This is a genomic window from Clostridium pasteurianum DSM 525 = ATCC 6013 (genome assembly GCF_000807255.1).
Lineage (GTDB): Bacteria > Bacillota > Clostridia > Clostridiales > Clostridiaceae > Clostridium_I > Clostridium_I pasteurianum.
Map to the genome: position 1 here is coordinate 2,814,249 of NZ_CP009268.1, position 15,757 is coordinate 2,830,005.

Sequence of the window (15,757 nt, forward strand, 5' to 3'; positions counted from 1 at the left end):
TATTCGTATCTATTAAATTTTCCTTAATCAATATGATATACATTTTTATTTATAATGTCAACATATTTTTTAATATTAATAAACTTTATAAACATCATATCCTGCTTCATTTAAAGCTTTTACTATTTCCTGTATATGCTCATGTCCATTAGTTTCTACAGTAACTTCAAGCATAACATCTTTTAATCTGTCAATAGCTTTAAATTGATTATGATCTAATTTTATTACATTTGCTTTTTGTTTTGCCAATATTTCTGAAATATTTAATAATTGTCCTGGAGAATCCTGTAATTTAACTGAAAAACAGAATATTCTTCCTCTAGACAATAATCCATTATTAAGCATTGAAGCTATAGTTACTACATCTATATTTCCTCCGCTTATTAGTGAAACTACTTTTTTACCTTTAAAATTCAATCTCTTTAAAGCAGCTAAGGACATAACTCCAGTAGCTTCTGCTACAAGCTTATGTTTTTCTAAAAGTACAAAGGCAGCTTCTATAAGTTCTGCATCACTTACAGTTACAATTTCATCTACATATTTTTTAACTACCTCAAAAGTTTTATCTCCTGGCTGTTTTACTGCCGCTCCATCTGCAATAGTATCAACTTTATCTGATGCAGTTAATATACCCGTATCAAAAGACACCTTCATCGCACTTGCCCCATCTGATTGAACTCCTATGACTTTTATATTAGGATTTAAAGCTTTTGCTGCTACGGATATACCACTTATCAATCCGCCGCCACCTATTGGTACTAAAATAGCATCTACATCTTTTAATTCATCTATTATTTCAAGAGCTATAGTTCCCTGTCCAGCCATAACATCTAAATCATCAAAAGGATGTATAAAAGTATATCCATTTTCTCTTTCTAATCTCTTAGCTTCTTCATAAGCCTCATCATATATCTGTCCTTTAAGAACTACATCAACACCATAACTTTTAGTAGCCTGTACTTTTATTAAAGGCGTAGTTTCTGGCATAACAATAGTTGCTTTAATTCCAAGTTTACTTGCAGAATAGGCAACACCTTGTGCATGATTTCCTGCAGAAGATGCTATTAATCCTCTTTTTTTCTGATCATCACTTAGTTTGCTTATTTTATTTAATGCTCCTCTTAACTTAAATGCTCCAGTAATTTGAAGATTTTCTGGCTTTATATAAACTTCATTACCACTTTCTTTACTAAAACATGAACTATATATTAATTTTGTATTTATACATATATCTTTTATTCTCTCTCTTGCTTCTAACACATCATTTAAAGTTATACAATTTGTTTCATTTTCTTTTTCCACTACTGAACTCTGTTCCATAGCTTAAAACCCCTCTTTCTAAAAATTTAATATAAATAAAAAATCTCTCGTCCTTATAAGCACATATAATATACAATCATATGCTCATAAGGACGAAAGATTAACTTCCGTGGTACCACCTTTTTTGCGGTTATTACATTAACCGCCTCTCAAATCGGATCTTAATGAAATAAAAAATTCACTGTTAATCCTAACCATATATCGCTGGTAAACGTCCTTATCTACTTGATAAAAATCTTTCAACTTGGAAACTCCGGAGTGATCATTATATATTCATGCTAATATCAGCTTTCACCTAACGCCGACTCTCTTCGATTAACAAAACGAACATTTTTTTCTCCATCTTAGTTTTACATCCAATATCAATAACTTGATTTTAAGTATATTATTATTTAATGTAATTGTCAATATATTTTTCTAAAAGATTTCCTACCTAGGCATAATAAAGTTCTGTCCTCAAATATACCTTATAACTATTGGTGTTCCTCATATTGCCCTTAAAAATTTATTGCTCAATAACTTTCTCAATTATTTTATTCAATAACAGTGACACATTCCTGTATAATTAATCAAAACTTAGTAAAATTATAAAACTCTACTAAGTAAGATTTATTGATAGTTAATACTAGAATAGATATTCCAGTTATACTTATTATCTCTTATTAATATAATTTAAAATAATCAACAATTTAAGGAGTATTTATGTATAATTTTTATGATATCAAATTTACTGAAAAATATAAATCTATTATTTATCTACTTCAAATTCCAATTATGTATTTATTTCTTGCCTATCGTCCTATAAAAAACCATATAATTTTTGAGGCTGTTTTTTATTTAATTTTTATACTTTTTGCTCTAATTCCTGGTTGGTCTGATGTATCTTCATATCTCAATACAGGAAATAAATCTTTAAAGCAAATACTATTCTTATCAATGCAATTATATTGTATTCAAATAATTATATCCTCATTAGTAATTTTAATTATGAGAAACCCAGATCCCCAAGGTATAAAAAATATTTCCTACTCATTAAACTACTATTTAAATAATCACGTTATACAGACAGTAATTGTAGCTTTTAGTGAAGAGTTTTTTAAATTCACCATATTTATTGCATTCTTATCTATAATACATAGAAAAAATCTAGTTAATATACTTATATCTATTTTAATCACCTGTACAATATTTGGAGCTATGCATGGAATTAATTATAAGCTAACAGCTATGATACCTATAATGTTTAATACAATTCCATGCTTTTTATATCTATTAAAATATAAAAATCTTTATATTTTAATAATAGCTCACTTTATCTTTGATACTATAGCCTTCATATCCCACATAAACCCATTAGGACATGAAGCTATCCAATTTGCAGCATCAGTAGCATTATTGATTTTTATTGTAACTCAATTTGTTGTTCCTAAGTTTAGACGAAGAGGTGTTAGAAGATAATTATTGTTATCTTTATGTAACTTTAACATTTTTCCCTTTAAATACAATAGCTAATTCTAGTATATTCTTAATATTTTTTTCTTCTAAATTTGCTCTATAATTCATGTCATAAATTTGATCCAATGCTTCCTTAGTAACCTCTTCAATAGTACTATCAGAGAAATCATTTATTTTCTTAAATTCAATTATTATGCCTAATTTTGATATATTTTTAGGAATTAGCATTACATCATATCTCCCATATCCGCTTTCTTTATTTGATTTTACATAATACTCATTTGAAAGAGATACTAACATTCCTAAAACAAAAGCGTGATAGACTTTTTCTGGTTCTTTTCCAGCTGCATCAAAGTAACTTATGCTATTTATTACAAACTCTTTCATTATATATTCAAAGCTTTTAACATCTCCTGATACTAGGGCATTTATCATGGCATTATATTTTGTATTATTTATAGTTTCAGAAAACCATTTCTTTATTATACCTTTATAAAAAGTATACACCTCTTTATTTGGTATTTTTAACTCACAGATTAATTCTCCATCTATATTTTCCTTTTTAGTAGCCTTTAGATATCCCGTAAATAATAAAAAACTCCAAATATTTTCACTTGAATATTCTATCTCAGTCATTATGATATTATCATCTACAGTTTTCTTTATGGATTTTTCTTCCATAAGCATTTCAAGATCTCTTTTTGTAGTTTCATCACTCTTTGAAAGAAATTTTTTTACTAACTCATTAGCACTGGTATTGACCCAATAAGATTTTAATCCCTCTAAAGGATTTTCAATATAATTTACTATAGACCAAGGATTATAGATAATTTCATTACCAAAAATATATCCATCATACCATTGCTTTATATTCTCTATATCTTCCGAAATATTATAGTAATCTAATAAAATTCTTGTTTCTTTTTCTGTAAAGCCAAATTTATCACTAAAATTATAATTTATTATAGATGAGACACTCAAATTATTTAATCCTGAAAAAATGCTTTCTTTGGCTACTCTTAAAATTCCAGTAACCATAGCTTTTTGAAGATAGATATTATCTTTTAAAGCTGAACCTAAAATATTTCTCATAAAACCAATAACATTATCATAATATTTATTTATGTATGCAGCTTCTATTGGAGTATCATATTCATCTATTAATAATATTACTTTTTTCCCATAATATTTATATAAATATTCACATAAGTAAGCTAAGCTTAGTTCTAAGTCGGCTTCTGTACCCATTCCCTTTAAAATCTTCTCAAAAAATGTTTTATCTACTTCATCTAGCTTATCTCCTAGTAATACTTCTTTGTGTGACTGGTATTCCTTTGATATTACAAGCTTTATTTTCTCACAAAAAATTTCATAGCTGCTACTTTTTAAATCCTTAAAAGATATATATAACAGGATATTTTCCTTTTAAGCTTTTTATATTTTCACATTTTTCTATTTTCAGACCATCGAACAAATTTTTACTTTCTTCCCTTATATCAAAAAAATACTTTATCATACTCATATTAAGAGTCTTACCAAATCTTCTTGGTCTTGGAATTAGCATTATCTCTGAAGAATTCTCTATAAATTCTCTTATTAATAAACTTTTATCTATAAAATAACAATTACTCTCTATTAATTTTTTAAAACCTGAAATACCTATTAGAATTAATTTTTTCAAATGGTTCACCTTCTTCCACTACTACTATTGTATATACTAAATTATATACATAATAAAAGTATTAATACCAATTATATAATCAATGATTCACTATTATTAGCATTTACTCCTAGAGTTTCTTCACGAAAACTATTTTCACTCATTAATTTTATTATAGATACAAAATCTTCTCTTTCATCTATAATTTTTTTTATCTCTGCCCTTAATTTTATAAGGTTAGCAGGAGTTATATTTCCTCGAAATACAGATTTCTGATGATGTTTAAAATATTTTTTGCAAATCTTAAATACTTTATTTACTCTCTTTTCATTCACATCATAGAAAACAAATGCATAATTATAGTTAACTTCCTTAGGCATATTACATCATCTCCTTTAGACTAAATGGAGTAAACTCTCTTTTCTCAATCAAATGTTTTATAAGTTTATATCCGTCAAGCTTTATAGCTGTTTCATAGCTTATTTTTCTCTTTAACTTTTTATGTTGAAACACATTATTAAATCTAGTCTCTAGTGCTTCAACGAATATCTTTTTCCCAGCTTCATTTAATAGGCAATAATTTAATTTTTTATCAAAATGTTTGGATACTTGTATTCTTTTATTATTAACTAGATCAAATATTGTTTTAAATACAATTGCTGGTTTAAATACTTCAGATAAATCAAGACTTAAAGAAAATCGTCCTTCGCTTGGTTCATGAAGAAAACTTATACTTTGATTCAAATGCGTATGATATATCTGGGAAATAGTTCTAGCATAAAGTATAGAATTACCAAAGGAAACCATAGCATTCATGGGATTATCAGGTGGTCTTTTTACCCTCTTGTTCATTAAGAAATTCTCCGGCAGAAAATATTTGAAGTTATCATAGAACTGCATCCACACCTGGCCTTCTAAAAATAATATTTGCTTTATATCACTACTCTTATCCATTAAATCTATAAAATCTTTCTTAATCCAATCTAGAAAGAGCTTTGTTTCTTTTTTATCATGTTTATAATAATGATAAACAACTTCATATATATTAGCTGCTATACCTTTTACAAAAGCTTTTGCAATCTCTATCCTATTGTTTATGAAAGCTTCTGATTGTTTTATAGTCATCTTTCCACTAATCAAATATTCCTTTGGATAAAAAGTTCCACTATAATATCCATAGTAATTAAAAAAATGTATAACAACACCAGCTTTTGCTACAAAATCTAAAAATTTAGTATTTAAGCTTACCTCATTTAGAAAATAAATTTCCCTTATGGCTTCTATTGGCATATATACATTTTTACTATTCCTTCTAAAACAAATGGAGTTATCTTTTCTAGTTATTTCTCCTTGAGACATTATAAACCTTGTTCCCTTCCCCATATAGTACTCTCTCCCTCTATAATCTTTAGTAATGATTAAACATTTGAAACAATTAATCATTCAATATGCTTACTTAATGTTTTGTAGTAGAACACTAACACCTAGGTTTATTATTATCTTCAGACTATATCGCTTGTCCAATATAGTTCATTCTTGTCATATTAAATTCATTATTTATTTTCAGTTTTATTAAATAAAACAATATTCATAATAAGCACATTTTTTGCACTTTGGTTTTAGCTCTACTGCTGGTGGTTCTTCTTCAATAAGAAATTGCTCTATGTTATACAAAAAGTCATTCAAGTTTTTTTCATTTTTATCCGTAAGCTCAATGTAGATGATTTTTTTATCCTGTTTATTTTTTTCTATGAATTCAATTTTACCTTTTCTCTCTATGCCTTTCTCTCTTAATTTCTTTAAGTAAAGTAACACCTGCCACTTTACAGCCTCAGAATCTGCATCTGATTTTTTAATTTCAACTAAATAGTCCTCAGTAATTTTGTCTATTTTAATGTTGTCTATAGATATCTCTGTATTTTTCTTTCCTTCTGCTTTTAGTTCATGCAAAACTTTACCTATCCTAACTTCTTCGCTGTTATCTTCGAGATTTATTCTATTTGCGTGAAGCCAGCATTGACGTTTACAGTGGAAATAGTAGTTTATTATTGTACCTGTGATTTTCATAGGAATGCCCCCTTGGAAGCTTTGTTCATGTGTTGATTTAAAATTATAGATACTCAATCTCATAATTAAATATTATTTTAATATATAGGTTCATATATGAAGTTTCTTATCTATATTTAAAACATCATTTTATTTTTTATAGTATCAAATTAGCCTGATCTGGTGTTTCTCCAATAAACTTTTCATTATTAAATCTTCCATTTACTATATACTCTTCTCCATTTTCAATATAGAAAATATTTCCTAACACTTCATTATATTGTTCAACTCTTTTAACCTTATAAATGAAATAATTTAATTTTGAATTTATCTCAGAAAGTCTTACTCTTTTTTCAGCATAATCTATTTTATTATCCATCAATAAATTCTCATACTCTTTCCATATTTCATTACCATGAATTATATTTCCATGCAGGTCCTTTATTTCCCTTGAAAGAAAAATAGTATATTTATTTTGATCAACTTTTTCATCTATAAGCTTCATGTAGTCTTTTATTTTATCAAAATTTAATCTATTAAGCTCTTTAATAAAAGCTAAATATCCACTGTCATTTTTTCGCTTTTTTCTTACTTCAATTTCAGATATAATATTTTTATAATAACTTTCAAAATCCTTATTTCTCAAAATTCCCTGTATATTCTCATCCTCAAGAGTGAATCTTTTTTCTTTTCTAACATCGCTTTGATAAAGTATTCCACAAGAATCTAATTTAAAAAACTTAACTCTTCCCGCATTGAGACAGGATCTATTTATTCTTCCCATAAACTGTTCTTCTGAATCCAATATTGATATATTTTTGTACCCTAAATCCATGTCAATATCAACACCAGCCTCTATAACTTGAGTTGCCACAATAATAACTTTACGATTTTTTTCTTTAGCTAAATTTATAATTTCTAGTCTATCTATCTTATTATCATCAGAGGTTATAATTTTAATTTCATGTCCAGTAGTATTTTTAAAATCATAATTACTTTTAAAATAGTCAAAAAATCTATCGGCACTTTTCTTAAAAATAAATTCAATTAAGATTTTATCATCAGATTTACTTTCCATTTCTATGTTATCACTTAAGATTTTAAATGCATCTTCATATTTATTGTCCTTATCTACTTTGCTCAAGTCTAAAATTTCAAATTTTACTCTGTCTTTAAAAAAATGATTTTCAAAATAATGCTTTCTATTATTAATGAGATATACAAAATTATCATTTTCTCCCTCTACAAGTTTATTTAGTCTTGGAAGCGTTGCTGACATTATGACAAGTTTTATATTTAAAATTTCTGCATAGGAATTAAAAAAATTTATTATTTCTTTCCATATACCATTTTTATAACTTTGTATTTCATCAATAATAATTACAGAATTGCATATATCAATTAGAGGAAACCCCTCTTCTCTGCTAGTTCCAAAAAGATAACTAAATAGATTTACATGAGTAGTTATAATAAAAGGATAATGTAGAAATATTCTGTTTAACAATGATCTTTTATAGTCAATTTTTTTATTGTCTTCTTTACTTTTAAAATCTTTATAATCTTCATTTTCGTCAACAGTTTTTATAGGTGTTAAAGAATTAATAACCGATATATTTTGTTTTATTTCATCATTATTTTGAAATATATCCATTAACCCTTTCTCTGTCTGTTCTACTAAAGTATTAAATGGAAATACATAAAAAAGCTTATTTAATCTATTATCTGAATTCAACATAAGACTTGCCAGATTTACAGAAGTTATAGTCTTTCCAGCACCAGTAGGTGCTTCAAGATAAAATATGTTTTTATCTTTATTCTTTAAGTAATTTTTTTCACTTTCTAAGGTAATCTCACTTCTAAGCTGATTAATATTTTCATAATTTTCATCTAAAACTGGATTCTTTCCATAATTCCTTATCTCTTTAGTAATTGCATAATTATCAAAAGCATTCTTAAATTTTCCCTTTAATTCTTCAGTTATTATGCCAATATCCGCTATTTTTTGTCCATCCATAAATTCTGAAGTAGCATAGTAATCAGAAGCTGTTAACAAGGAAAACAATAATTTAGAGTAAATATATATATTGAAATTAAATTTGTCATTTTTCTTTAATCTATTATATGTTATTTCATTAAAACTATCTTCAAGAAACACTTCACAAATGCATTTTTCAAGTACATTAAATTTAAGATCAGGAAAATTATTTTCTTTTTCTTCATTTATTTCTTCTTGTGAATTGCCTTCATGCCCTTCATAAGAATTTTTATACTCTCTAAAATCTTTTAAATATCCATGATGCCTAGATATTAGATAAGCATTTATATACATGAAATAAGTTATATAATCTTTATCTTCCTCAGATAATAAAGAGTTTTGTATTTTTTCGTCAAAGTAACTTATATAAAAATATGAACTTAATAATGAATGCTTGCTATCATCTGCATTATTATGTTTATATCTTTCATTTTTCATTACATCACATTGAAAGCCAGGATTTATTTTACCTATATCATGCATACATATACAGTTAATTGTCATTTCTTTCCACAAATTAATTAATTCTATATTTTTATCTTGAAAAAATATCTTTTCCAGATTTATAAATACATTCTCTAGATTCTTTTGCTTAACTAACATAATGAAATAATCGTGAGTACGCTTCGTATGTTCTGTAAGTTTTTCCTCTTTTTCATTAGGATTTTTATCATTCGTATGGGCATATATATTATCCAAGTTATCTATATGATCCTTCACTTTAAAAATATCTATATTATTGAAATACATTCTTATCCCCCAAGAAATTTAATTTAAAAGAAATATACCACCTTATCAAGTTCATCATCACGGTATAAATCTACATTACTATTACTTAATACTTTCTTATTGGTAGCTGTAAAATCTTCAAATTGATACTGATTTAATTCTTCATCAAGAGATACTGGCAAATACTCTTGATACTTCCATGAAAGTATCTTTCTATTAATGGTAGCATTCCCCACTTGAAAATTCTTAGTAATAAATAGGCTATCTACAGTATTTGAATTGTCTGATTTTTTTAAATTAAGTCTTTTAGGTTCTGTAATATCTGCAAAATGATCATTTTTACCTAAATAAGGGATAAACATAGCCTTTTTATTTTCAAGCATTTCTGCAAACTTTTCTGTAGCTTCATCAATTTTTACATATATAATCCACTTAGGTTCTTGAAGCCATTGTTCCTTTACTATAAGATTTCCACCTTGCTCTAAACTTGCATAACCAACTGAGTTGTTAAAACTTTGAACTTTCTTAGTTATATAACCTTTGTCATTACAAGTTATTATAGCTATTTTTGATTCTTTTAACTTTTCATAAAATTCAGGATAAACTTCATTTTTACTATTTTCACTTTGCTTATTATATCCACCTAATCCTAAGATACTGCCCATAATACCAAGAACAGCTATTTTGTGTATAGTTCCATAAGTAAAATAATAGTAGGTATTTACATCTGGCTTTTTAAAAAATGCCGTCTTACCTGAAAGCTTAAATCTTATAACCTGCATTCTTTAAAGCTCCTTTCTAGTAAATATATTAAATTTTCTAGCTCCTTCTAGTGTATCTCCTTTTATGTTTAAACTATAGTTATTGTAATAAATCTCTATGTTCTTAACTTTATCTCTAACTCCATCTAATAGACTATTCAATTGCTCAAATTTAAGCGTTCTACTTGATGCTTCATTTCCATCTTCCTCATCAAAGGTTATAAACTGTGCTAAATTTGGCAGATAAGTATCTTCTTCTGTCTCTATAAATATAGCGAACTCATTTTCGCAGCCTGCTTTTGCATTGGTATTAAGTGCAGTTGCCCCTATAAGTGCGGCCTCTTTAAATTTTTTGTAATCTTCCTCCGTATATCCTTCCGTAGCATCCATTTCTACATAATTGTTATAGGATATAGGATTTATATAAAATGGATATAAATAGTGTGCTTCGTCAGTAGTAATTTTTGTACCAAGAGTACTTTGATTTGCTTCTTTTGCTTCATCCCCTTTTTTAGGTTTTTTGTCACTTCTAAAAGGTGAGAGTATCTGCTGTTCTTCTGGAAATGCTTTTTTATAAATGTTAAATCCCTGTCCAATTTGCACTGCACCTATTAGTGATATATTGTTTCCTTCTTCCGCAAAAGTAGCCCCAAAAGCTTTAACATCTGTAGCTGAAAAAAGATTTTTAATTACTGTAGTACTATCTTCATTTTTTAGTGTTGTATTAAATAATTGATTATATCTTTCTTCCAAAGATCTTGGTCTCATCTTATCTTTATCAACTTTATAGGATTTCATATAAAGTATTCTTTCTCCTCTATCTTCCCAATACTTTTTTATGCTGTATTTTAAGGCTTTATCACTCCCAAATATACTGCCATCATTAGTTGTTTTAGGATATCCACTAAAATCAGCATTCCAATTTGCCATAATTGCTTTAATTCCAATAACACCGTATACTCTATTCATTTAATTTCCCTCCAAGTTTTTTTAATTATTTTCTTCTTTCTTTTTTAGTATTAAATTCGGGCATAAAAATCCAGCTATAAAAGTATCTTGATCTACAACTTCTTTTGATTCATATGCAGACACCATATAATACATATTATTAAATCTTATTGATCCTGTTATTGCATAGCTATATTTTACAAATAACCTTTTAAGTTGTTCTTTCATGAATTTATCATCATTTGCAACTAAAAGCGGTCTAAGAAAAGAATAATTTTTACTATTAGATTTATTTATTACATAAAAATATCTCATTAATTGACCTATACAAAAATAGTATTCTTTATCATTGTCTATCTCTACTTTATACTCTTCATCTTTTATTATATTTATTTTCTCATCTACATCTCTTCGAATATTTTCTATAATACGTGCCATATTCTCTCCTCCATTTTTGTTTTCAAAATAATCCAGCAATGTGTGTCTTAAATTAAATTGGTTAATAGCTCCGTTTATATTGCCTTCACTCATGGAATTATACAAAATTTCCTTGGTTACTTTGTTCCAGAAGGATCTTACAATAGAATCGTCTCCTTTATAAAACCATGTATAAAATCCATATCTTAACTGAATAAGTATTCTCTTTAACACACTATCATTTATACTTATTTTTTTTGCCTCTGTAAATAAATTTCCATTTAACCATTTATAAAAAAACACTTCATCTATTGCTATTTTAAGCTCTCCAATATTCTTTAATTGCCCTTTTAATAATTTAAAGTCTTTTCCAACTCCATCTTCTAATATAGGAATAACTTTTATAGAATTTATGAAATTATAGTTATATCTAGTAATACTATCACTATCTTCAATTTGAACTTCTTTTCCTTTAGTTACTCTTAAAAAATATCCTTGAAAATTATTTTTATTGTTTTCCTTTGGAGATACTCCTTCTATCTCTTTATCAATATAAAGATAATTTTTACCTTGAGCTGAATGATTCATTAAATAATCAAAAAGCTTTTTTTGTATTATTATTTTATCTCTGGCTACCAATATCGGTAGCTTACTTTTTCTTGTTTTATTTTCTAAGTATGGTTTTTTAGAATTTAATCCCATATTAAAATCAGGAAGTCCATAAACTTTTCCATTAATCTTCACATTGTAATCTGTACTATTATAAATGTTAGGAAGAATATATTTTTCACTTTCACCTTTGTAATTTTCCAAACTTGTATCATAAAATAATTTAAGATATGTTTTCTCATTACTGAATTGTTTCTCCATACTAAATATATTTTCTTTAATCCAAAAATTTATTTTATCAATAAGTTCTATGTTAGGCTTTCCATAAGCCTCTTCCATTTCTAAATATAGTTCCATGCTTTTACGTTTGTTTTTATATTTAAGTGATGGATTTTTTAATATATTGTAATATTCATCAATAATGTCATCATTAAGTTTCCCATTTTTAGGATCTAAATTATCTTTTTTTATGAAAAATGTATATATATTATTGCTGTGAATAATCTTTTTAGAATCAATAGGTTTATTCATTGAAATAAGTGTGCTCATTAAATCTAATTTTGCAAAATATTTGTAATCATCTTGTTCTACATCTGTATTTTTATCAACTTTGAAAAATTCCAATGTGTCATAGGTATCTTCCAATGTAAACCTTGCATAGTCACCAAGTGCAAGAGTGTAGTCATCAGTAATCATATTATCTTCTAATTTTTCATATTCTCTATTAAACACTTCACAAATTTCATTTATCAATAATAATCACCTCACTTCATTATTTAACATACTGATAGTTTATGAATCCGTATCCTCGGGGAGCCATATCTGCCACACCTGTCCCTATAAGCATATAAGATATATTTTGTGCTTCATTGCTGGTTTCAATATTTAGAGTTACTTTATCCCCCAAGAGTTTCTTATCTTTAAACTTCGTGGCTATGGGTTTTACGTTGTCTATTCGTTCGTAGTTAAAAAGTCTTAATTCCTTATCCAAGACTTCACCAGTCAACATTTCATACTTTTTTATACAACTCTTTCTAATGTATTCAAAGAAATCTTCTTCATTGTGGTTGTTTCTCCAGTATTGAGTCTTTTCAGTATCAGCAATTTTTACTATCAATGATGAAATACTATAAATTCTATCTATGGGTCTCTTAATTATTTTCTTACTGATGGAAGTAAGTATTTTCATATTAGAAGTATATTCATTAGTCAAGTGTCTAATAAAGTGATCTTTTAACTCTTCACCAATACACCTAACTTGAAAATTATAAATGTAACCTTCTTTATATATTCCATTTTTTTCTACAGGATATAGCTGGTTAAATGAATACTTTTTAATCTTATTTTCATCATGAAAATTTTTCATACTAGGATTTTCATAAAAAGATTTGTCAATTAGTTTACTTAAACATTCCTGAATATCTTTTTTAAATATATTTTTTAATAAATAAACCTTGAAATCACATTGAAATATATTCATGTTACTCTCCTCTCATTTTAATTTTTAGACATAATAAAATAAATATATAGATTTTTCTTAAGTAATTTAAGATAATTTACACTTGATGTATATTATTCTACCTATATTCTATAATTCCTCCATTTTATACTAATTTTTTTATTTTTTTTATTAAAAATATTTCATTTGAAATTTGTAATAATATCTTATCAAAAGCCTTATTTCTTTAAATTAATAACATAAGGCTTTAATCCTAACTTGAAATTACAAATTTGAGTATTATAGAAAATCTTTGTGCATTTTTATTTTTTTGCTTTAAAAATAAATTTTATTTGGATTTTTTATCAACTTTCACTAAACTAAATTTTATATCAGACACTACTATGTATAAAATCATCATTATTAAAGTTAATGTATTATATTTATCCACTATGCTCTCCCCCACCTTAATGATTTTAAATTGTTTTTCTAATTATTACACCACTTTACAAGTAATTAAAAAATACCAAAAAATACAACGTACCAAATACCTCTAAAATATCAATACTAACTTTGAAAGAAACCAGTAGAGAATGGAGGTATCTGGTACTATGGTTAGTATTGACCAAAAATCATTAATTCAAACAATAAAAGTTTATTTAAGTGAATATAGATCAATTTTTAAGAAGCGAAGCTTTGTTATATTTGTTATACTCATTGAAGCTATACTAGAGGTTCAAGAGCTTCGCTCAATAAAATTTTTATATGATAATTTTATAAAAAAATATTGGACTAAAGTTCTAAATAGCTTTTATTACTTTTTATCCTACACCAAGTTTTCGGTAGAGAGTTTAATGATAGTTACAGTTAGAATAGCATTAACTCTCATTCCAGAAGATATAAAATCATCTATTACTATATTCTTAATTGTAGATGATACTCTTCAACCTAAATTTGGGAACAAATTTGATTGTTATAGTAAACTTTTTGACCATGCGCAGCATAATGGTACTTCGTACCTAAATGGACATTGTTTTGTATCTTTAGTCATAAATATACCTGTACTTTTTAACGGTAAAATTAAATATATTAGTTTACCAGTAGGATATAAGCTGTATGATAAAACAAAAAGTAAACTTGAAATTGCAGGAAATATGATTGCAAATGTTATGCCACTACTTATAGATTATCAAGTTATTGTACTATACGACAGCTGGTATACTAAAAAACCATTTTTAGAAATATTAAAAAACTTCAATAACATCGATATAATAGGGGCGGTACGTTCTGATACTTGCTTATATGATTTACAACCTAAACCTACAGGTAAAAGAGGACGCCCAAGAAAAAAAGGTGAAAAACTCAAGATTAAAAATTTTAACTATGAAAAAGTAGATAACTACTATATAGCAACTAAAAAAGTAATAACAAACTTATTTGATGAACCAGTATTTGTAACTGTAACTACTACAGATATTGATAAATTCTCATCTGTAAGACTGTACATTAGTTCTATAGAACCTTCAGAATTGAAAGCTTTTAAAAACTATATTACTGATGATTTAAATATTGATAAAAGTAAACCACATCTTATTCCATTTTATACATACAAAATAAGATGGAATATAGAAGTTATTTTTTATAAGCATAAATTCTTCTGGTCTTTTGGTAAATATATGGTAAGGTCTCAAGAAGCTATAGAAAAATATGTTAACTTACTGGCTGTCGCCTATAGCTTTGCAGTAATATTACCTTTTATTAATAGGAACTTTTTAAAATACAAATTTGAGAGTCCTCAGGTAATAAAAAATGCTGTATCTTACCAAATATCCAAAGAGTTAATATTACGCACTTTCGTGCAAAAGCTACAAAAGCACAAAATTCAAGAGGAAGTTCTAAAGGCAATTAATTCCTTAGCTTCTCTAAATGATGCTAGTTAATTTTATTGTAAAGTGGTGTAATTATTAATATATCATTTAAAGCTAATATTGTCAATTTACCTTTAATAATTTAAGTTGATATTTGTTATTTTATGAATTCTAATTGATTAGAATTCATAAAATAACAATACTTGTTAAGGTTCAAAAAACTTATATCATTCCTTTAATAATTTAAGTTTTTAAATACAATATTTATTATGGTTTAAATACATTAACCTTATAAATTGTCGTTTCTATTTTATAATAATTTAATAAAAATTACAAATAAAATAAGAAAATAATTATTAATCTTAAAAATCATTTTTTTATTTTTAAAAAGTTTTATTCAAAATTTACTTAAATTAAATTTTTATTTTTAAGTTCCTTTATAACCCCTACATCCAATCTAGTCTTCCTTTC

General features: G+C 26.2%; 12 protein-coding genes, 1 pseudogene and 1 other annotated feature. Of the genes and pseudogenes, 2 read left to right on the forward strand and 11 right to left on the reverse strand.

Going from position 1 to position 15,757, the window contains the following annotated elements:
• Positions 1-75: 75 nt before the first annotated feature.
• Positions 76-1,320 (reverse strand): threonine ammonia-lyase, encoded by a 1,245-nt coding sequence (ilvA, locus tag CLPA_RS12820; RefSeq protein ID WP_003442533.1) that lies wholly within the window; start codon positions 1,318-1,320, stop codon positions 76-78.
• An 85-nt stretch (positions 1,321-1,405) separates the two neighbouring features.
• Positions 1,406-1,675 (reverse strand) — a binding site (T-box leader).
• 347 nt (positions 1,676-2,022) lie between these two features.
• On the opposite strand from ilvA, the gene CLPA_RS12825 reads away from it, so the two are divergent.
• Positions 2,023-2,778 (forward strand): CPBP family glutamic-type intramembrane protease, encoded by a 756-nt coding sequence (locus tag CLPA_RS12825; RefSeq protein WP_003442535.1) that lies wholly within the window; start codon positions 2,023-2,025, stop codon positions 2,776-2,778.
• Positions 2,779-2,790: 12 nt separating this feature from the next.
• Here the strand turns inward: CLPA_RS12825 and CLPA_RS22130 are convergent, their stop codons facing one another.
• The 10 genes and pseudogenes from CLPA_RS22130 to CLPA_RS12870 all read right to left on the reverse strand — a co-directional run bounded on the left by CLPA_RS22130 (position 2,791) and on the right by CLPA_RS12870 (position 13,460).
• Positions 2,791-3,813 (reverse strand): PD-(D/E)XK nuclease domain-containing protein, encoded by a 1,023-nt coding sequence (locus tag CLPA_RS22130; RefSeq protein WP_443092738.1) that lies wholly within the window; start codon positions 3,811-3,813, stop codon positions 2,791-2,793.
• An 18-nt stretch (positions 3,814-3,831) separates the two neighbouring features.
• Positions 3,832-4,465: pseudogene (locus CLPA_RS22135) on the reverse strand (AAA family ATPase); the annotation flags it as partial.
• 62 nt (positions 4,466-4,527) lie between these two features.
• Positions 4,528-4,815: a CRISPR-associated endonuclease Cas2 gene (gene cas2, locus CLPA_RS12835; protein ID WP_003442541.1), complete on the reverse strand. Its 288-nt coding sequence runs from the start codon at positions 4,813-4,815 to the stop codon at positions 4,528-4,530.
• A gap of 1 nt (position 4,816) precedes the next feature.
• Entirely contained in the window at positions 4,817-5,818 is a 1,002-nt protein-coding gene (cas1b, locus tag CLPA_RS12840; RefSeq protein ID WP_003442542.1) for a type I-B CRISPR-associated endonuclease Cas1b, read from the reverse strand.
• 189 nt (positions 5,819-6,007) lie between these two features.
• Positions 6,008-6,502, reverse strand: coding sequence for a CRISPR-associated protein Cas4 (gene cas4, locus CLPA_RS12845; RefSeq protein ID WP_003442543.1), 495 nt, complete (start codon positions 6,500-6,502; stop codon positions 6,008-6,010).
• A 136-nt stretch (positions 6,503-6,638) separates the two neighbouring features.
• A complete protein-coding gene (locus CLPA_RS12850) occupies positions 6,639-9,266 on the reverse strand; it encodes a CRISPR-associated helicase/endonuclease Cas3 (protein ID WP_003442544.1) in 2,628 nt (875 codons plus the stop codon).
• A 23-nt stretch (positions 9,267-9,289) separates the two neighbouring features.
• Entirely contained in the window at positions 9,290-10,027 is a 738-nt protein-coding gene (gene cas5b / locus CLPA_RS12855; protein ID WP_003442545.1) for a type I-B CRISPR-associated protein Cas5b, read from the reverse strand.
• Between the two features lie 3 nt (positions 10,028-10,030).
• A complete protein-coding gene (locus CLPA_RS12860; protein WP_003442546.1) occupies positions 10,031-10,975 on the reverse strand; it encodes a type I CRISPR-associated protein Cas7 in 945 nt (314 codons plus the stop codon).
• Positions 10,976-10,996: 21 nt separating this feature from the next.
• Complete coding sequence (locus tag CLPA_RS12865; protein WP_003442547.1) at positions 10,997-12,733, reverse strand: hypothetical protein; 1,737 nt, start codon at positions 12,731-12,733, stop codon at positions 10,997-10,999.
• 19 nt (positions 12,734-12,752) lie between these two features.
• Positions 12,753-13,460 (reverse strand): CRISPR-associated endoribonuclease Cas6, encoded by a 708-nt coding sequence (locus CLPA_RS12870; RefSeq protein ID WP_003442548.1) that lies wholly within the window; start codon positions 13,458-13,460, stop codon positions 12,753-12,755.
• A 569-nt stretch (positions 13,461-14,029) separates the two neighbouring features.
• Here CLPA_RS12870 and CLPA_RS12875 point away from each other — a divergent pair.
• On the forward strand, positions 14,030-15,358 hold the full coding sequence (locus CLPA_RS12875; RefSeq protein ID WP_051803910.1) for an IS701 family transposase: 1,329 nt from the start codon (positions 14,030-14,032) through the stop codon (positions 15,356-15,358).
• Positions 15,359-15,757: the final 399 nt, after the last annotated feature.